Origin of the sequence: Shewanella sp. SG41-3 (genome assembly GCF_014164545.1) — a bacterium.
In the GTDB taxonomy this organism is placed as follows: Bacteria; Pseudomonadota; Gammaproteobacteria; order Enterobacterales; family Shewanellaceae; genus Shewanella; species Shewanella vesiculosa.
In genome coordinates this window covers 157,172-176,128 of sequence record NZ_JACJFJ010000003.1, presented here as the reverse complement: position 1 = coordinate 176,128, position 18,957 = coordinate 157,172, and the positions used below count along the sequence as shown (strand labels likewise).

Below are 18,957 nucleotides of genomic sequence, written 5' to 3'. Positions count from 1 at the left end.
GTCAATGGATTTATTTTTTTAAGAAAGCTTGGAAGCGCTGTTTTGCTTCATCGCTTTGTAGACGCTCTGCAAACTCAACTAATTCTAATTTCATCTGGGCTTTCACTTCAGCCTGGTTATGACGTAAAAGCCGTTTTGATGCTTGCATAGATAAGGGTGGCAGTGCAGCCAATTTTTTTGCCTGGGCTAAACTGAAGCTAATCAGCTCGTCTTGGGCCACCACGCGGTTAATAATATTTAAATCCGCCGCAGTTTGTGCATCGAAGGCTTCGCCAAGTAAAATGAGTTCGGCTGCTTTTTGTTGGCCAACAATTAATGGTAATAATATGCTCGAAGCGGCTTCTGGTACCAAGGCTAAATTAACAAAAGGCATTTGAAATTTAGCATTATTATCGGCGTACACTAAGTCACAATGCAGCAGCAAAGTTGTACCAATTCCCACCGCCGCCCCCGTTACCGCAGCGACCACAGGTTTTTTAAGATCTAATAAACAAAACAAGAATTTAACGGTTGGATGATTATCATCTAAGGCGCCACTTTGGAGGAAATCTACGATATCATTACCAGAGGTAAAACAGTTTTCTGTACCATGAAACATAAAGGCACGAATATCATTGTCTGCTTCACCTTGGATCAGGTATTCTGTAAATTGCTGATACATTTCTAGATTAAAGGCATTGCGCTTTTCTGGACGATTAAAACTGATGATACGTACGCCTTGATCATCTCTTACCTGAATATGATTCATTCGTAGTTTCCTTTAATGAACGCGAGTGGAATTGCATGGAGTTTAAGACATTGAAAGCAATATTCAAACATCTGTTTAACTTTTTAGTGTTATCATCAATATCATTCGCAGCCACAGCTAACGTAATGTTAGTTGATGGGTATGTTAGAGCCATGCCTGCGAGTGTGCCTAACACCGCTGCTTATTTTACCTTAGAAAATCACAACAATAGCGATGTTAAGCTTGTTGGCGTGAAGACAAGTGCGGCAAAAGTGGCACAGTTACACACAATTCTAAAAGAAGATGGCATGATTAAAATGCGCCAAGTTGAAGGGTTTACCATACCGTCTCACGGGGCGTTAACCTTGCAACCTACTGGTGACCATGTGATGTTGTTGTCGTTAATTGCGCCTTTGGCCGTAAATGATAATGTGGCTTTAGAATTAATTTTTGAAGATGGTCAGCAACTTATGATTGAGCTTCCCGTGCTTAAACAAGCCGCGACTCAACATGATGAGACTGTTGAACATCATCACCATCATTAAGGAGTTATATTGATGCAAGTAACAAGGAATAAGATTTTAGCCGTTGTTGGTGTGATTGGTTTAGTACTTTATTTTGTCAGTGTATGGTGGAGTATTGAACCGGATCCGATTAAACCGGCATCGCAGCAAACAGATAGTGGCAAGTTAATTGTGGGCTATGCTACAACAACGTCATTAATTGCCACCATGGAAACCTTGCTGGATAAACCAGGTGGTTGGCTGTCTAATGATATTATGCCTCCGTCGGTAATGATGGATAATATGCCTGCATTTGAATTTGGTGCATTAGAGCAAGTGCGCGATTTAGCGCTTATAATGCGTAAAGAGTTTAGTCGCTCACAGTCGCAGTCTTCTGCAGATAGTGATTTATTAGCGGCACACTCGAAATTAAACATCGATAACACCAGTTGGTTAGTGCCTAGTGCCGAAGGTGAATATCGTGATGCAATCAAATTGCTGAAACTTTATCGTGCTAAAATCAGCGATGCAGATAACAATAATGCCCAGTTTTATGCCCGTGCAGACAACTTGAATGAATGGCTTAAAGAAGTTCAGAAACGCTTAGGCAGCATGTCACAAAATTTATCTGCCAGTGTGGGTCAAGAGCGATTGAATACTGATTTAGCAGGTGATATCTCTGCTCGTCAATCGACTCCTGGTTTAACAAGTAATGAAGTTAAAACCAGTTGGTGGAAAATTGATGACGTATTTTATGAAAGTCGTGGTTCAGCTTGGGCATTATTGAACTTTATGCGCGCCATTGAAGTGGATTTTGCCGACGTGTTAGAAAAGAAAAATGCTGAGGTCAGTTTACGTCAAATTATTCGTGAACTTGAAGCAACTCAGCAAACAGTTTGGAGCCCTTTGGTTCTTAATGGAAATGGTTTTGGTTTAGTGGCTAATCACTCGTTGGTGATGGCTAATTATATTTCGCGTGCAAATGCCGCGGTAATTGATTTAACTAACTTACTCTCACAAGGATAATGATGAAAAAGACTCTTCTTGCCACAGCAGTAGTGGGCCTATTAAGTGTGTCATCGGCGCATGCGGCAACTGTATTGGGTTTTAAAGTAGGCGCTGATTACTGGCAGGCTGACACCACAAACACATTTAATGATGATAGTGGTGTTGCTCACAGCTTTAATGATGATTCATCACAAGGTAGCGTGTGGATTGCCGTTGAGCATCCATTACCGTTTGTGCCTAATGTTAAAATTCGTGAAAATCGTCTTGAGTCGAGCGCTGGTATTGCCAATGCCGATTTTAACTTTAACGGTCACAATTTTACTGGTGCAACATCGGTGACTAATGACTTAAGTAATACTGACTTTGTGTTGTATTACGAAATTCTTGATAACGATTTAGTATCTGTTGACTTAGGCGCTGCCTATAAATTAATGAATGGTTCATTACGCATTAGTGATGCTGGCCACCCTGAAGAAGTCAATATCGACAGTGGTATTGTAATGGGATACGCCAGTGCACAAGTCGGTATGATTGGCTTAGGCTTATTTGGCTTTGCTGATGTGATGTTAGGTTTAGATGAATCTAATGTGTATGACTACGGCGCTGGTTTAGGATGGCAGTTTGACGGTTTAGCTGTTGATACTTCTGTTCGTGTTGGTTACCGCGAGTTTAATTTTGATGTGAATAACTTCTCTGGTGTGTCACAAAATACCCAGTTTAGTGGCGCATTTGCTGGTGTAGAATTAGTTTTTTAATTCGGCATAGCGTTAAACCGTGCTAAGGAATTAGCATAAAATTGATTAACAATATTATGCCAATAAAAAAACCGCCAATAGGCGGTTTTTTTATGTGCGGTTAATGGCTACTGAGCAATCAGTCCGCTGTTAATCGAGATAACATCATCTTCGTTTAACGTACCAGCAGCCTGTTTAAGGGCTAGTATTGAGTTAATGTAGCCATAACGTGCTTGAGATAGTTGGCGCTTTGAATCATATAAGTCACGTGTACGGTTCAGTACATCAACAATTGTACGTGTACCCACTTCAAAACCCGCTTGAGTCGCTTTCAGTGCACTTTCAGACGAAATCACAGATTGCTCATACGCTTTAATTGAACTGATAGACGCGGTAACGTTGTTAAAGTTATTACGCACGTTTTTAGTCACGCTGCGATGAGTTTGTTCTAGTTTCTCGCTAGCTTCAACATATCTGAATTGAGCTTGTTTCACTTGCGAAGTCACTTTAAAGCCTTCGAAAAGTGGAATGCTCAAGGTCACACCAATATTAGCATTGTCGTAATCTGGGCCTGGCGTTTGATCAACACCTTTGTTGTAGCCAGCATTTAAGTTCAATGACGGCATATGACCCGCTTTGTACAATTTAATGGTTTCGTTGGCGATATCTTTAGCAATACGCTGAGTCATTAAATCGATGCTATTTGTTTCAGCCATTTTTAACCAACCAGCAGATGCTGCTGGGGCAGGAGAACCTGCTGAAAAACGGCTAGTATCAAGAATATTAATTGATTTGTGATCTATACCAGTAATTTCACGTAATGCTTCATAGCTGTTGTCTAAGGTGTTTTGCGCTTGAATTTCCAATGCTGAAGCTAAGTCATATTGTGCTTGTGCTTCATGAACATCAGTAATGGCGGTTAGACCGACGGCAAAGCGTTGTTTAGTTTGCTCAAGTTGACGTTCAATTGCCGCTTTCTCAGCACCTTGGAATTCATAGTTGTCTTTAGCGGTTAAAACATCAAAATACGCTTTCGTGACACGGGTAATGAGTGATTGTAATGTTGATGCATAAGCAGAATCTGCTTGAGATGCTGCCATTTCAGCAAGGTCTAAACCAACCCATGCACTGTGATCGTAGATAACTTGAGTTAAGCTAACACCACCGGTTAAACCGTCGGTGTCTTCTAAAGGGTCATTCCACGCTTTAGCATAGCCAACGTTTGCACTGATTTTTGGTAATAACGGTGCACGATTCTCTTGAATGGTTTCGTATAACGCATCACGCTGTGCTTTGGCTTGTAAAACGATAGGGTCGCTAGTAAGTGCTTGCTGATATATTTGAAGTAAATCATCAGCTTGTGCTGCTGGTGCTGCGATAGCAAATGCTAATGCTGCGTATAATGAACCAATTTTGAATTTCATTTGCTGCCCTTTTTAGACAATGCCTCGGTATGCTGAGGTGTTAAGTAACTTATAAATTTGGTCATGCCCTTCATTAAGTGAATGAGTTAACATCATTCATCCTTAACGCGGCAATCTGCGTTAACTGACTTGCTTTATGGTTATGTACAATAATTTGCTAAAGATATCGTGGTTCAATATCGAGATTTATTGCTCATTATTAATGTTCACAATATGTTGTTCGCGATATGCTGATTATCGACATATTGTGCACTAGTTAATAATTGTGCACTACTATGCTCACGACTAATTGTGTACTACTTAATAGTAGTGATTTTTTCATTTTCAAGTCAAATTTGAAGTGTAACAGATTTTATTTTAATTCGGCCTATTTTTGCTTAGGCAAGCTTAAATGCTTAGTTATTAATTATGTTAATTTAAACTGTCAAAATGATAAGACTGTTTACGTTTTGATAGGCAAGGATAAATATGTTCGAGCAACCCGTGGTCCCAAGCTTTGACGCAGAGTCAGGTTTTAGTCTTATATCTAAAAAAGTATTGTATAAAGGTTTTTTTCAGTTAGACGAATACACCTTCAAACATAAGTTGTTTAAAGGTGGTTGGAGCGGTGAAGTTACCCGTGAAGTGTTTGAACGAGGTCATGCGGTGGTGGTACTGCCATATGATCCTGTTCGTGATGAAATTGTACTGATTGAACAAATTAGGGTTCCTGCATTAGCAACCACTAAATCAATCTGGCTTCTTGAGTTAGTGGCAGGTATGATTGAGCCTGGCGAATTACCAGAACAAGTCGCTGAACGTGAATTAGCCGAAGAAGCCGGATTAAGTTTATTAGGGTTAACACCTATAAACAGTTATTTAGTCAGTCCTGGTGGCACTTCTGAGCGTTTTCATTTGTTCTGGGGGCATGTTGATACAACCAAAGCTAGCGGTATACACGGTCTTGAGTGTGAAAATGAAGATATTCGAGTCCATGTTGTCAGTCGCGAACAAGCTTATGAGTGGGTTAATAATGGTCGTATTGACAATGCTTCGACGGTATTAGGTATCCAATGGTTGATGCTCAACTACCAAAGAATTCGTCAGGCACTTTAGTTATTGAACGTGATAATGATCAAGATAGGAACGATCGAGTGGCAGAGTTTAACCTCAAAAAAAAGCAAAAATATCAACCCAACATCAGTGCTTTTTTAGCAGTCTGTGGTCGAAATTATGCGCATATTTTAAAGTGGTTACCTGAACAAATTAACGTCAATGTGCCGTGGCAGGTTGACGGTGAGTTTGGCACTTTATCGATTAATCTTATTGAAAATACTAAGTATACTCAGTTAATCGAAATTTCGCGCCCGATACCAAATGGACATTTTTTTAAATCTCCAAAAGCCATTGTTCGTATCTATCATGATGCGCAATTAGCAGAAGTGTTAACTAGCCAACAGATTTATCGTTTAAAGCCAGTGTATGATTATCCTAATCTACATATGCATCATAGCGATGAAAAATTTCAAGTGAATGCATTCCTTGAGGAGCTGTTGAAGATTGGGTCTAGGAGAGTGAGTTTCCAATCATAGCTTTTTTATTCTTTTTACCATGTTAGGAATCTTTTGTGCTTAAAGACGCAGTGCATTATTCTGTTGCTGAAAATGAGCCTGTGCGATTAGTACAAGTTACTGATCCGCATCTTTTTGCTGATCCTGAAGGTCAATTATTGGGCGTTAACACGGCGCAAAGCCTTCAAGCCGTGTTAAATACCTTTATCGCCACTCAATATCCAGCCCATCTTCTATTGGCTACGGGTGATATTAGCCAAGATTATTCACCTGAATCTTATCAGCATTTTGTGCATAAGATTGAGATGTTAGATCTGCCTTGCCATTATTTACCTGGTAATCATGATGACCCTCGCTTAATGAGCTTGCGCATGCAAGGTGAAAAAGTGTTTGGTCAGCAAAGAATTATCATTGGCAACTGGCTGATACTTATGCTCGACTCCACTGTTTCTGGTAAGCCTGGTGGTTATATGGGCGAGCAGCAGTTTGCCTTAATCGACGCAGCTATCAAGGCTGAACCGAATAAGCATGTACTGTTAGTGATGCATCATAATCCTATTTTAATGCAGTGCGCCTGGTTAGATCAGCATTGCATGATGAATGGAGCAGACTTTTTGCAACGTACAAGCCGTTACCCGCAGGTAAAAGGTATTCTGTGGGGACATGTTCATCAGCAAGTCGATAGAACTCATCTTGGACCTCATGGCCATATTCCATTGATGGCGACACCATCAACGTGTATACAATTTAAGCCATTGTCATCCTATTTCGCCTTAGATCATCTTCAACCTGGTTATCGTTTGCTGGAGTTGGCAGGCGATGGTAGCATTCGTACTAACGTATATCGCGTGCCTGGTAATCGTTTTGCGCCAGACAATGAGGCCAGCGGATACTAGTTTACTGCGTCATCTTATGTAAAATAGGAGGCGCTTAGTACTCATTAACCGTCTCGCGAGGGAATATGCTGCTTTATATACATGGTTTTAATAGTTCCCCGCGGTCAGACAAGGCCATGCAAACCGCACTGTATATTCAGCAACATTATCCACAAGTCGATTTTCAGCAACCACAATTACCGTCATCACCCACAGCCGCAATGATGTTACTGTGCAATATCACTGAGCAAGCTAAACAGCAAGGTCAGGTGTTGCGCTTTATTGGCTCGTCGTTAGGAGGGTATTTTGCCAGTTATTTGGCCGAAACCTATGGTGGCAGAGCGGTATTGATTAATCCGGCGGTAAAACCGTTCGAATTATTTGAAGAGTTTATCGGGCCTCAATATAATCCCTACACCAATGAGCATTATCAGGTGTTACCGCAGCATAAAGATGATGTTGCCTTGTATAATACTCACGTGATCCGTCACCCCGATCGTTTCCTGGTGCTGTTGCAAACTGGTGACGAAGTGTTAGATTATCGACAAGCACTGCATAAGTACCATAGCTGTGAATTACATTTAGAGCCTGATGGCGACCACAGTTTTGTCGGCTATGAACAACAATTAGATAAAATATGTAAATTTATTCAGTTGTAACGTAATACCGTTACATACAATGATCAATTTGAGCTAACTTTGGCTCTATTTAACTCCAAATGTGTGGACTATGAGCAACCAATATACTTCTGACGCTATTGAGGTCCTTAATGGACTTGACCCGGTAAAACGCCGTCCAGGTATGTATACCGACACCTCTAGACCTAACCACCTCGGGCAAGAAGTCATTGATAACAGTGTTGATGAAGCTCTGGCGGGGCACGCGACTAAAATTGAAGTTGTACTCCATAACGATAACTCCCTTGAAGTGACCGACGATGGACGTGGTATGCCGGTGGATATTCACCCTGAAGAAGGCATGCCTGGGGTTGAACTCATTCTGACCAAGTTGCACGCAGGTGGTAAGTTTTCCAATAAAAACTACCAGTTTTCGGGTGGTTTACATGGGGTGGGTATCTCTGTTGTTAACGCCTTATCCACTCGAGTTGAAATTAGCGTTCGCCGTGATGCACAGATATATGAAATGGCCTTTGAAAATGGCTTTAAGGTTGAAGAGCTTGTTGTAACCGGTACTTGTGGGCGACGCAATACTGGTACTCGAGTCCATTTTTGGCCCGATGTGAGTTATTTTGATTCACCTAATTTTTCGGTCAGCAAGTTAATTTACATACTCAGAGCCAAAGCAGTATTGTGCCCCGGTTTACGTATTAAGTTCACTAATAAACACAATGGTGAAGTGCACGAATGGTTCTACGAAAGTGGCCTAACCGATTACCTCAAAGAAGCGATTAAAGACTCTATTTTACTACCTGAAGAGCCGTTTGTAGGCAGTTTTAAAGGTAAATTAGAGGCTGCTGAGTGGGCCATTACTTGGCTGCCAGAAGGTGGCGACAGTTTAAGTGAAAGTTATGTTAACTTAATTCCTACCCCACTTGGCGGCACCCATGTCAATGGCTTTAGGCAAGGTTTACTTGAGTCAATGCGCGAGTTTTGTGAGTTTCGCAATCTTGTGCCCCGAGGCATTAAGCTGTCGCCCGAAGATATTTGGGATCGTGCCGCATTTATCCTGTCGATAAAAATGCAAGACCCACAATTTGCAGGGCAAACTAAAGAGAAATTATCGAGTCGTCAAAGCTCTGCATTTGTTGCGGGTATCGCTAGAGATGCGTTTTCTTTATGGTTAAATTCCAATACTGAGTTAGCTGAACAACTAGCAGAATTGTGTATTGGTAATGCTCTGCGTCGTTTGAAAGCGGCTAAGAAAGTGGCACGTAAAAAGGTCACGTCTGGTCCAGCACTCCCAGGTAAGTTAACCGATTGCAGTGGTCAAGACCCAATGCGAGGTGAGTTATTTCTTGTAGAAGGTGATTCTGCTGGTGGTAGTGCTAAACAAGCTCGAGACCGAGAGTTTCAAGCTATCATGCCGTTAAGAGGCAAGATATTAAATACTTGGGAAGTCGATTCTGGACAAGTATTAGCGTCGCAAGAGGTTCATAATATTTCGATTGCGATAGGTTGCGATCCCGACAGCGATGATATTTCAGAATTACGTTATGGTAAAATTTGTATTTTAGCGGATGCCGACTCTGATGGGCTGCATATTGCCACCTTATTGTGTGCTTTATTTTTAAAGCATTATCGTGTGTTAGTCGATAATGGTCATGTGTACATTGCAATGCCACCGCTATTTCGTATTGATATTGGTAAAGAAGTTTTTTACGCCCTTGATGAGGAAGAAAAAACAGCAATTTTAGACCGTATCGCTGCCGAGAATAAAAAAGGCAAAGTACAAGTCACTCGCTTTAAAGGTCTGGGTGAAATGAACCCGTTGCAATTGCGTGAAACTACGATGGATCCTAATACTAGACGCTTGGTGCAATTAACCATAGATGATGCGGATGAAACCGTGGCATTAATGGACATGTTACTTGCTAAAAAGCGTGCTCCTGATCGAAAGAGCTGGTTAGAAACTAAAGGTGACTTAGCGTTACTTTAGTCGTGTTTCTTAATGCCAATAATAAATAACATAAGGCGAAAGATAATTAACATGCATTATATTAGATTACGCTCTTACTCCAATTTTAGTGGGCGGTTAGCCTTCATTGGGGTGCTATTTTTCACCCTATTTTCTACTGCTGCCTCTGCGGCACAATCGGTAATGATCACAGTCACTAAGGGCTTTGGTTTAAGTCTATATGCTTCTGATTTAGGTGATATTAAACAATTAACTGTCGGCGATGAAGGTACTCTTTTTGTCGGTTCGCAAAAAAGTGGCACCGTGTATGCGCTAGTTGATAGTGACCAAAATGGCCAAGTTGATAAACGTTATTTGATTGCCAGAGGTTTGGACTATCCGGAAGCGTTAGCCTTTCATGATGGTGCGCTTTATGTCACAGAAGACGATCGCATTATTCGCTTTGAAGAAATTGAATCTCGTTTGCGCCGTCCGAGCCGTGCGCGTGAAGTGTATGCGAATTTGCCAAGCCTAGATAAAAAGTATTCTCGCTCAATGCATTTCGGACCCGATGGACGTTTATATATATCCATTGGTTCGCCATGCAATGTGTGTGAAGCCGCTTCACCCTTTGGCAGTATTTTGGCGATTAATGTCGATACCGGAGCCAGTGAACAAATTGCTTCTGGTCTTCGCAGTGTTATTGGTTTTGATTGGTCACCCGATACCAACAAATTATGGTTTGCCGATTTAGGTCGAGATTGGATGGGTGATAATCTTCCCGCTGATGAGATAAACCGTTTAGACGTTAAAGGCAGCCATTTTGGTTTTCCTTATTTACATGGCTCAGATGTAGTTGAACCCGCCTATGACAAACCGGAAAATTTAAATATCACCTTGCCAGTATTTGAATTACCCGCTCACGTAGCGGCAACCGGATTAAGTTTTTACCGCGGCAAGCAATTCCCTCCGCGCTATCGTAATCAGCTGTTTGTTGCTGAAAATGGTTCGTGGAATCGGTCAAGTAAAGTCGGTTATCAAATTGTGATGCTTGATATTACAGATGGCAAAGTCAGTAAACGTGAAACCGTGGTGAGTTTTTTGGATGGAGAATTTCCGGTGGCACGTCCATTTGATGTAATTAATGCGCCCGATGGTGCCATGTACATTTCAGATGATCTAAAAGGTAATATTTACCGCTTGTTTTATAACGCACCCGAACAATCACAGGAAATGAAATAATGAGTGATGCGATTGAATTAAGCCTTGATGGTGTAGAGCAGATGCCGCTGAGGCGCTTTACTGAAGGGGCTTATTTAAATTATTCCATGTACGTGATTATGGATCGCGCCTTGCCGCATATTGGTGATGGTCTCAAGCCTGTACAGCGTCGTATTATTTATGCGATGAGCGAATTAGGATTATCAGCGCAATCTAAACACAAAAAATCAGCCCGTACTGTGGGTGACGTTTTAGGTAAGTATCATCCCCATGGTGATAGTGCGTGTTACGAAGCAATGGTGTTAATGGCTCAGCCATTTTCGTATCGATATCCATTGGTTGATGGTCAAGGTAACTGGGGCGCGCCAGATGACCCTAAGTCATTTGCTGCAATGCGTTATACCGAAGCCAGATTATCAAAGTTTTCTGAAGTATTACTGTCGGAGTTAGGTCAAGGTACTGTCGAATGGGGGGCTAACTTTGATGGCACCATGAAAGAGCCATTAACCTTACCAGCTCGATTACCGCATATATTATTAAATGGTATTACCGGTATTGCTGTGGGCATGGCAACCGATATTCCGCCGCACAACGTGCGCGAATTAGTCGCAGCTTGTATTGAGCTTATCGATAACCCTAAAACCGAATTAGCACGGTTAATGGAGTTAGTCCCTGGTCCTGATTATCCAACCGAAGCTGAAATTATCACTCCTAGAGCGGATATTGAGCGGATTTATGATACAGGCCGTGGTTCAATTAGAGCGCGTGCGGTTTACAGTGAAGAGCAGGGCGAGATTGTCATTACTTCATTGCCGCATCAAGCCAGTAGTGGCAAGATTTTAGAACAAATAGCTAATCAAATGCAGGCGAAAAAGTTGCCGATGGTGTCTGATTTGCGTGATGAGTCTGATCATGAAAACCCAGTGCGATTAATTATTGTACCGCGTTCAAATCGTGTCGACTGCGATCAGTTAATGACCCATTTATTTGCGACGACGGATCTGGAGAAAAGCTTCCGAGTTAACTTAAATGTGTTGGGGCTCGATGGCCGTCCTAAAGTGAAAGGGTTAAAAACGCTGTTAACGGAATGGTTAGAGTTCCGTATTACCACAGTTACCCGCCGCTTACAGTATCGTCTCGATAAAGTATTAGCGCGCTTGCACATTTTAGAAGCGTTAATGATTGCGTTTTTAAACATTGACGAAGTGATCGAGATTATTCGTTTTAACGATGAGCCTAAAGCTGAGCTGATGTCTCGCTTTAGCTTGTCAGATAAGCAAGCCGAATCAATTTTAGAATTAAAGTTACGCCATTTAGCCAAGCTTGAAGAATTTAAAATCACTGCAGAGCAAAACGAACTGGCAGCAGAACGCGATAAGTTAGAGTTATTGCTAAGCTCAGATCGTCGTTTAAAAACCTTAGTGAAAAAAGAGTTAGTTCAAGATGGTGAGACTTATGGTGACAATCGTCGTTCACCAATTATTGAGCGTATTGATGCCAAAGCACTAACTGAACAGGAGTTAACCCCAACAGAGTCAGTGACTGTTGTCTTGTCTGATAAAGGCTGGGTACGTTGTGCTAAAGGCCATGACGTCGATGTAGAAGGTTTATCGTATAAGTCTGGCGACAGTTACCTGTGTAGTGTGATGGGTAAGAGTAATCAAGCGGCGGTATTTATTGATTCTACCGGTCGCGCATTTGCTACCGACAGTCATACGTTGCCGTCAGCCCGTAGCCAAGGAGAGCCGATTACGACGCGCTTTAATATGGCACCGAGTGCGACAATGCGGCATGTATTGATGGGCGAGGATGAACAATTTTTCTTATTAGCAAGTGATGCCGGTTACGGCTTTATTTGCGCCTATCCAGATTTAGTCAGTCGTAATAAGGCCGGTAAGGCACTGCTAAGCCTGCCATCAAATGCGTGCGTTATGCAGCCAAAGTTAATTAATAAATCTGGCGATCAATCTTTGTTAGCGATTACCTCAGAAGGTCGGATGCTGATGTTTAGCTTGGATGCTTTACCGCAGTTATCAAAAGGTAAAGGCAATAAAATTATTGGTATTCCTAGCGATCGAGCTAAAAATCGTGAAGAGTTACTCTTGCATCTTGATGTAGTACCTCATGATAAGGCTGTGACCTTATGGGCTGGTAAGCGCAAGCTAACCTTGAAGCCAAGTGATTTAGAGCATTATCGTGGTGAGCGTGGCCGTCGCGGGGCTAAATTACCACGAGGATTACAGCGCGTAGACAGTGTTGAAGTCGAGATGGGACCGCTTGACGAGAGTGCTCAAGACGATAATCTGGGCATATAAGCTTAATCGGGGATGAAGCATTAAGCCGCTCCCCGGTTAATAAATTACCCCGTTTAAGCATAAAAAAAATGCTGCTCATATGAGCAGCATTTTTTTATACAAAAGTGGACGGGGGATTAGGCCACTTCATAAAAATTAGGTTCGTACTCTAGTTGAGTCTGAATAATTTGAGTTGCCATGCGGGCACATTTGCCACATTGGTCTGCAACGCCAAGACGTTTCTTTACGTCAGCCAGTGAACTGTCACCTAAGCTAACGGCAGCTTTAATTTGAGTATCTGTTATGGCATGACAAAGACAAACGTACATAGAGAAAGCCTCTTCATTCAAAATGGACTAGGGCTAAGAAAGTAATCTAATTCTAAATGAAAACAGTTATCATTGGCAATAACTTTTTTCACAAAGAATGATTATTTTTAATACAGTTTGATCTGCTTCACTTTTTTATCAAAATGGCACGCTGTGATGAGAGATTGAGATGGTATGAGAGTAATATGCTTTAATATTAATTAAATCAATTACCTAGGGTTTTGGTGATTGTTGTTCAAGGTGTATTAATGTCATTATTAAGTGCGATCAAGTGGCGGGAATTTAAGTTACTTAGTCGAACTGGAATGATGATTTGATCTTTGACTCACAGAGCAAAGATCAAATCATGATAACTCGGCTATTTTTAATAGCCTTGATTAGCGTCGACGATATATTGTAATGGTTTAGATTGCTGCCAAAGACAATAATTTTCGGTGAATATTTGTACCACTTGTTGAGGAAAGCTTGGTGCAGCAATATGCGGTGTAATGGTGACGTTATCGCAATGCCACAGGGGATGATTAGCTGGTAAAGGCTCTTGCTCGAATACATCGACAATCGCGCGTCGCTGAGGGCATAGTGTTAACTCAGTTTGCAACGCTGCCAAATCAATTGCGTTGCCTCGGCCAATATTAAACAGCATGGCATCTGCTTTTAATAAGCACAGATTAGCAGCATTTAATACATGTGTGGTGTGTGGGGTATTGGGCAATACACTCACAATCACATCAGCGGCAGGTAAGTAATCTGCTAATTTATCTATGGTATCGATACGATCAAAGTCATTAACGAGCGCGCCTTGGCGATTGAGGCCGCTGACAATCATACCGAAATGATGAGCGGTTCGAGCAAGGTGTTGAGCGATAGAACCTGTACCAAGTATCAGCAGTTGTAATCCTTGTAAAGTGCGGTATTGACCTGGCTGCCAAAGTTGCAGATGTTGCTGTTGAGTATACTGGGCGTGCTGTCGATAATGGCTTAATAGGTAACCAAAAACATATTCACTCATTAATGGGCCAAATACACCGCGAATATTAGTAATTAAATAATCATGTGGTAACGAAGGCTTCATCAAGGCATCGACACCGGCAAAAGTAGATTGTATCCATTTAAGTTTAGTTGCATGCGGCAGCATAGCAGCCGCTAAATGAGGTTCAGCTAACCAAATATCTGCCTGATGAATGTTATCTGAAATACTGTTGTCTGGGCGATCACCAATGCGATCTGTTATGTCTTCGACAATCTCTAGATCGAATAATGATTGTTGTGCCAGCAATTGCCGATATTGATCATTCTCTCTGGTGAGCAATAATAGTTTATGTGCCACATTCCCCCCGTTAGCATGCATTAAAGAACAGCTTACTTACTCAAACCATCCTGTGTAATCCATTGTTATCGGCATCATGGTTGCTGCAATGGCTTTGTCTGGGTAGTTACTGAAAACACCATCTACTCCCATGGCTTTTAATGCTTGAATATCATTTGGATTATCTACGGTATAAACAAACACTTTGCCACCACGCTGGTGGGCATCATCAACAATGGCTTGACTAACAAAACTTAGATCTAGGTTGATCGAATAGGCATTGAGAGTGGTCATTATTTTCGCCAAGTCGAGCGGGATCCCGCCGAGTAATGGCGCGATAATCGCGTGTGGAAAGGCGTGTTTTATCGCCGCTAAATACGGGTGATTAAATGATGAGATTAATAGCTGCTCTGGAGCATACTTCAACTGTTTAAGGAGTTGCGGATATAAGGCAATAAAGGGCTGTACGCAGCCAACACCTTTTAATTCGATGTTAACACTGCACAAGCCATTGCTTTTAACGCTGACTCGTTCGAGAACTTGCCATAGGGTGGGAATAGCTTGCCCGCTAACGGTAAACTGAGCCAGTGCTGCTTTTGTTGTTAAGTGGATCAGCCCAGTTCCGGTTGATTTGCCTTCTAAGCGGCGATCATGGAACACGACTAATTCTCCCTCAACGCAATGCACATCTAATTCAATGGCTTTGGCACCCAAGTCGAGTGCTTTATCCATCGCAACTAAGGTGTTTTCAGGTTCATAACCGCTAGCGCCGCGGTGAGCAAAAACGAGCATAGCACTCCTTAATCAATAGCTAGCTTAGCCTTTGTATAATCCAGTAGATTCTTTAGGGGTATGATTAATATGAACTTCCATTTGTGGGTAGGCAAGTTCAACATTGTTTTCTTTGAGCTTTTTATTAATCAGTTTATGCAGGCTATGGCGTAGCGGCCACCGAGCCGACATGTCTTTAGCATAAGAGCGAATTTCGTAATCTTGAGTGTGCTGACCAAAACCGGCAAACCATACTTCTGGTTCTGGCATGGTTAGCGATAATTCACATTCTCGAACCGCTTGATGCAGTAGCATTTCCACTTTGGTTGGGTCGGCATCACGAGATACCGATACCGTGACGATGACGCGAGTTATCGGGTTGGATAGCGACCAGTTAACCAGTTGTTCAGTAATAAAGGCTTTGTTGGGCACAATAATTTCTTTGTGATCCCAGTCGACAATCGTGGTGGCTCGGATTTGAATTTTACTGACCGTTCCAGATAGGTCGCGGATCGTGACGGTATCACCAATTCGAATGGGTTTTTCAAATAGGATGATCAAACCAGAAATAAAGTTAGCAAAAATTTCTTGCAGGCCAAAACCTAAACCCACTGATAATGCGGCAACTAGCCACTGTAATTTAGACCACTCCATTCCAAGAGTTGAAAAGCCAAACAGTATGCCAAAAAATACCACCAAATAACTGCTCACAGTGGTAATAGCAAAGCCGGTTCCTGGCGATAAATCTAATCTTTGCAATAACGTCAGTTCCATTAATCCTGGGAGGTTTTTAGCAATCACCACCGAGAAGCCCACTAACATGATGCCGAATGAAATTGATTTTAATGTGATTGGCACTTGCTGCTCAATACCATTTACATTGCTGTTGGTGGTCCATAAGGTGATGCCATCTAAAAATGAGAATACTGCGGTATGAGTCTGCGACAAAATACCCAATAAGCTGGCAAAAAAGGCTAAAAATAAAATCGATCGCACTAAGCCGAGCGACTGACTGGAGATGGTTTCTAAATCTACAATTGGTTCTTCATAGGTTTCTATTGGCTCATTGTTTTGCAACTCGCCTCTTTCACGTTGCGCAAGTCGCTCTGCACGTTTGGCTTTAGCGCGATCGAATGCGATTAAACGGCGCTCAATCAGCATCCAGCGTTTAATGAGCTGGTAAGTTAGTAAAAAGCCTAAGCCTAATAATACTGATATTTGCAGTTGTAACAGAAGCTGGAAAGCCGTGAAGTAGTAGCCGACCGCAGCCAAGATGGCGCTAAAAATAGGCGTAACAATCAAGATGGCCCATAGGGCTTTTTGAATGATCGCCATATTCGTCGCGCTAGGCTTATTTTGGCGATATTGGCCAATCAATAACATGACATCTTTGTACAGGAGAAACAGCACAACACAGAAAACGATAAACGCCCCACGGCCAAGACTGTTACGTACTAATGAAGTATCTAATGCTTCAGTGAAGCCCATTAAGCCAATTAAGGGTGCGGAAATGATCACAAATGAAGCCAAGGTTTGCTGCGCTTGTTTGATTATTTTTTTCGGCCGTCTGAAGTGGCTGATTAAAATACCTTTTTCTACCGTTAATAAGAAAAAGAATTGATAAATCAGATAACTGACACCAATAGCTAAAATACCGACTCCCACGGCATGAACCATGTTTTGCTCAGAACGGGAGAAAATAAAACCGGCCACAATAACCGGTAAAGGCTTTATTAAGGCATACACTAAGCTGATGATGAGGGTTTTGATGGTGTATTTAAATTTATCTTGCGTCACGTTACCAACAAATACCGCATAGCGACTAATTGCGGTATTAAACTTAGGGGTAAGCATGTCATGTGCCATCAAGCAGCATAATAATAAAATGCCCCACCAAGCCCAATAATTGCTGTTTTCAGACCATGATTGTTGTAACGCTTGCCACTGGCTAGGTTGCAGTAACCATACACTACTGTGACTTAAATCGATGAGCCACAATGGACCAATGCTGGGGGCATTAGGTACCCAAAATAAATGTTCGTTAAGGGTGTTTTTTAATGTGTTATGCAGTTGGTTTAGCTGCTCATAACCAATACGTAACTTGGCAAACTCAGCTAAATATTGATCATAACTTTGTAATAGTTGATCTATGAGTACTTGCTGTGACTGTAAGAGTTTTATCTGGGTTTCATTAAACATTTCACTGTCATCAAGTTGTTGACTGTTTAATGCTTGATGTTGCTCTAATTGATAGCGCTCCAGCCGTGCATCAGCTAATTCTGTTTGCAGTTTGTCTAGGTTGGGCGGTTTAGGTAATGATTGCAGCATTTGCAAAAAACGGTCGCCAAATGCCGAGTTGGTTTTTACCCAAGTAATTTGTTCTAGTACGTTTGAAAGCTGTGCATTTTGAGACTGATAGCGTTTCTCAACCCGCTGTTGCTTCTCTATTGCTGATTTAATATTACTGGTGAGCGTTTGTAATTGTTCAGCATATTGTTGGTTTGATCTACTCAGCTCTTGAGATAAAGGATCGGCTAGCTCTTGGGCATCAACTAAGTTATTGGCTATAGTATCAGCGGTTTTTTGCTGACGAGATTCAATATTGTGTTTGTTGATAAGCTCAATAAAGCTTTCTTGTTGGCTTAATAACAAGCGGTTGAGCTGCTGTTGAAGCTGGGTAATCTCGAGTTGTTTCGGACTCGCTAATCGTTCCGCCTGTAAGGTCGCAATATGCTGAGTGAGCAGTTCGGTTTGAAGCTGGTTCCGTTGGCCTAAAGGTGTCTCAATCGGTACTTGTTGGGTTTTATTGTGCTGAGTTAAGGCATTTTCTGCTTGAACAATTAAATCAGGTAGTTGTCTTTGACGTTGTGAAATAGTTCGTAATTGCTCATTGAGGCTCGACTCAGTCTCTTTTAATTCTGATAAATGGAAATAAGCCATTGAAGCCTGCTGATCCAGATCGATATCATCATCAAGGCTTAATGGGATTTGTGCTTCACGAAGTTGTCCTGCCAATGAGAGCTTGGTTTCACTGTTAGAGCGTTCGATATTGGTATAAGTTTGCTGTTCTATTTGCAGTTTTTCAATACTGCTTTGCAGTTCGGCAATTTGCGATGGTATATCAAGTGGCTGATTTTCGGCTTGGCTATTTAGCCCCAATCGTTTATCAAGGGTTAGGGGAGTGCTAGCAAATACAGAATCTGACAGTGTATTAACTATAAGGAAACACAGGAATAAACACGCTAAACGTAACATAATACTTTGCCCAGATTGGAGTCAGGACATGGTAGCAAATTTGAATGATTATAATCTATATTTTTGATGACTTTAGATCGTTTCAAGCAAAGTTGATTCCACAATAATTATTTCACCCGCAAGCGGTATGATGTTTATTTATTGATGAGCCGCGCAATGATGATTGCCATGATGAGCTAAGTATAAAAGGGAATACGTCAGTGGCCAATATAAGCAACTATGCTTTGCTATTTGATTAGGCTCAGGCATCTAAAGCAAGTGTGCTGTAATCGTCTTCGAGTCATTATTTAACTAGTGGTTAATGGTGATTATGCGAGGTATTTCTGCAACCCCACAAGGTAAAAAGAAAATGGAGAGAGGTCATAAAATAAAGCCGTACGACTTAA

Annotated in this window: 16 protein-coding genes; 10 read left to right on the top strand and 6 right to left on the bottom strand. The window is 41.7% G+C overall.

Annotation, left to right across the window (positions count from 1 at the left end; translation table 11 throughout):
- Positions 1-10 precede the first annotated feature (10 nt).
- Positions 11-748: an enoyl-CoA hydratase-related protein gene (locus H5164_RS06785; RefSeq protein ID WP_182755342.1), complete on the bottom strand. Its 738-nt coding sequence runs from the start codon at positions 746-748 to the stop codon at positions 11-13.
- A 35-nt stretch (positions 749-783) separates the two neighbouring features.
- Between H5164_RS06785 and H5164_RS06780 the strand changes: the two genes are divergently transcribed.
- From H5164_RS06780 to H5164_RS06770, 3 genes are read left to right on the top strand one after another with little or no spacing between them, the layout of a single operon-like run.
- Positions 784-1,272, top strand: coding sequence for a copper chaperone PCu(A)C (locus H5164_RS06780; protein ID WP_182696708.1), 489 nt, complete (start codon positions 784-786; stop codon positions 1,270-1,272).
- A gap of 12 nt (positions 1,273-1,284) precedes the next feature.
- Entirely contained in the window at positions 1,285-2,256 is a 972-nt protein-coding gene (locus H5164_RS06775) for a DUF2333 family protein (protein WP_124018290.1), read from the top strand.
- A gap of 2 nt (positions 2,257-2,258) precedes the next feature.
- Positions 2,259-2,993, top strand: coding sequence for a TIGR04219 family outer membrane beta-barrel protein (locus tag H5164_RS06770; protein ID WP_124018291.1), 735 nt, complete (start codon positions 2,259-2,261; stop codon positions 2,991-2,993).
- Between the two features lie 107 nt (positions 2,994-3,100).
- Here H5164_RS06770 and tolC read toward each other — a convergent pair whose 3' ends face one another.
- On the bottom strand, positions 3,101-4,396 hold the full coding sequence (gene tolC, locus H5164_RS06765; RefSeq protein WP_124018292.1) for an outer membrane channel protein TolC: 1,296 nt from the start codon (positions 4,394-4,396) through the stop codon (positions 3,101-3,103).
- A 468-nt stretch (positions 4,397-4,864) separates the two neighbouring features.
- Between tolC and nudF the strand changes: the two genes are divergently transcribed.
- The 7 genes from nudF (at position 4,865) to parC (ending at position 12,931) form a co-directional block, all read left to right on the top strand.
- Complete coding sequence (gene nudF, locus H5164_RS06760; RefSeq protein WP_124018293.1) at positions 4,865-5,491, top strand: ADP-ribose diphosphatase; 627 nt, start codon at positions 4,865-4,867, stop codon at positions 5,489-5,491.
- Between the two features lie 38 nt (positions 5,492-5,529).
- Positions 5,530-5,967, top strand: a complete 438-nt coding sequence (locus tag H5164_RS06755) for a DUF1249 domain-containing protein (RefSeq protein WP_124018294.1) — start codon at positions 5,530-5,532, stop codon at positions 5,965-5,967.
- A gap of 35 nt (positions 5,968-6,002) precedes the next feature.
- Positions 6,003-6,842: a 3',5'-cyclic-AMP phosphodiesterase gene (gene cpdA / locus H5164_RS06750; protein WP_124018295.1), complete on the top strand. Its 840-nt coding sequence runs from the start codon at positions 6,003-6,005 to the stop codon at positions 6,840-6,842.
- Between the two features lie 65 nt (positions 6,843-6,907).
- Positions 6,908-7,480, top strand: coding sequence for a YqiA/YcfP family alpha/beta fold hydrolase (locus H5164_RS06745; RefSeq protein WP_182755339.1), 573 nt, complete (start codon positions 6,908-6,910; stop codon positions 7,478-7,480).
- A gap of 70 nt (positions 7,481-7,550) precedes the next feature.
- Positions 7,551-9,437 carry a DNA topoisomerase IV subunit B gene (gene parE, locus H5164_RS06740; RefSeq protein ID WP_124018297.1) on the top strand — a complete coding sequence of 629 codons (1,887 nt, stop codon included), beginning with the start codon at positions 7,551-7,553 and terminating at the stop codon, positions 9,435-9,437.
- Between the two features lie 162 nt (positions 9,438-9,599).
- A complete protein-coding gene (locus H5164_RS06735) occupies positions 9,600-10,637 on the top strand; it encodes a sorbosone dehydrogenase family protein (protein ID WP_235781984.1) in 1,038 nt (345 codons plus the stop codon).
- The gene (parC, locus tag H5164_RS06730; protein ID WP_124018298.1) at positions 10,637-12,931 is read left to right on the top strand and encodes a DNA topoisomerase IV subunit A; all 2,295 of its coding nucleotides are present in this window, start codon (positions 10,637-10,639) and stop codon (positions 12,929-12,931) included. The genes H5164_RS06735 and parC overlap by 1 nt, the downstream gene beginning before the upstream one ends.
- A 116-nt stretch (positions 12,932-13,047) precedes the next feature.
- Here parC and H5164_RS06725 read toward each other — a convergent pair whose 3' ends face one another.
- From H5164_RS06725 to H5164_RS06710, 4 genes are all read right to left on the bottom strand, one after another.
- Positions 13,048-13,239, bottom strand: coding sequence for a bacterioferritin-associated ferredoxin (locus tag H5164_RS06725; protein WP_124018299.1), 192 nt, complete (start codon positions 13,237-13,239; stop codon positions 13,048-13,050).
- Positions 13,240-13,603: 364 nt separating this feature from the next.
- A complete protein-coding gene (locus H5164_RS06720) occupies positions 13,604-14,566 on the bottom strand; it encodes a D-2-hydroxyacid dehydrogenase (protein WP_182755337.1) in 963 nt (320 codons plus the stop codon).
- Positions 14,567-14,602: 36 nt separating this feature from the next.
- Positions 14,603-15,337: a glycerophosphodiester phosphodiesterase gene (locus H5164_RS06715; protein WP_124018301.1), complete on the bottom strand. Its 735-nt coding sequence runs from the start codon at positions 15,335-15,337 to the stop codon at positions 14,603-14,605.
- 24 nt (positions 15,338-15,361) lie between these two features.
- Positions 15,362-18,571, bottom strand: a complete 3,210-nt coding sequence (locus H5164_RS06710; protein WP_182755334.1) for a mechanosensitive ion channel domain-containing protein — start codon at positions 18,569-18,571, stop codon at positions 15,362-15,364.
- Positions 18,572-18,957 lie beyond the last annotated feature (386 nt).

Excerpts from the sequence above, each read along its gene's own strand:
- tolC (WP_124018292.1), bottom strand. The coding sequence starts at position 4,396 with ATGAAATTCAAAATTGGTTCATTATACGCAGCATTAGCATTTGCTATC.
- nudF (WP_124018293.1), top strand. The coding sequence starts at position 4,865 with ATGTTCGAGCAACCCGTGGTCCCAAGCTTTGACGCAGAGTCAGGTTTT.
- parE (WP_124018297.1), top strand. The coding sequence starts at position 7,551 with ATGAGCAACCAATATACTTCTGACGCTATTGAGGTCCTTAATGGACTT.
- H5164_RS06715 (WP_124018301.1), bottom strand. The coding sequence starts at position 15,337 with ATGCTCGTTTTTGCTCACCGCGGCGCTAGCGGTTATGAACCTGAAAAC.
- H5164_RS06775 (WP_124018290.1), top strand. The coding sequence starts at position 1,285 with ATGCAAGTAACAAGGAATAAGATTTTAGCCGTTGTTGGTGTGATTGGT.
- parC (WP_124018298.1), top strand. The coding sequence starts at position 10,637 with ATGAGTGATGCGATTGAATTAAGCCTTGATGGTGTAGAGCAGATGCCG.
- H5164_RS06770 (WP_124018291.1), top strand. The coding sequence starts at position 2,259 with ATGAAAAAGACTCTTCTTGCCACAGCAGTAGTGGGCCTATTAAGTGTG.
- H5164_RS06785 (WP_182755342.1), bottom strand. The coding sequence starts at position 748 with ATGAATCATATTCAGGTAAGAGATGATCAAGGCGTACGTATCATCAGT.
- H5164_RS06735 (WP_235781984.1), top strand. The coding sequence starts at position 9,600 with ATGATCACAGTCACTAAGGGCTTTGGTTTAAGTCTATATGCTTCTGAT.
- H5164_RS06780 (WP_182696708.1), top strand. The coding sequence starts at position 784 with ATGGAGTTTAAGACATTGAAAGCAATATTCAAACATCTGTTTAACTTT.
- H5164_RS06725 (WP_124018299.1), bottom strand. The coding sequence starts at position 13,239 with ATGTACGTTTGTCTTTGTCATGCCATAACAGATACTCAAATTAAAGCT.
- H5164_RS06745 (WP_182755339.1), top strand. The coding sequence starts at position 6,908 with ATGCTGCTTTATATACATGGTTTTAATAGTTCCCCGCGGTCAGACAAG.
- H5164_RS06710 (WP_182755334.1), bottom strand. The coding sequence starts at position 18,571 with ATGTTACGTTTAGCGTGTTTATTCCTGTGTTTCCTTATAGTTAATACA.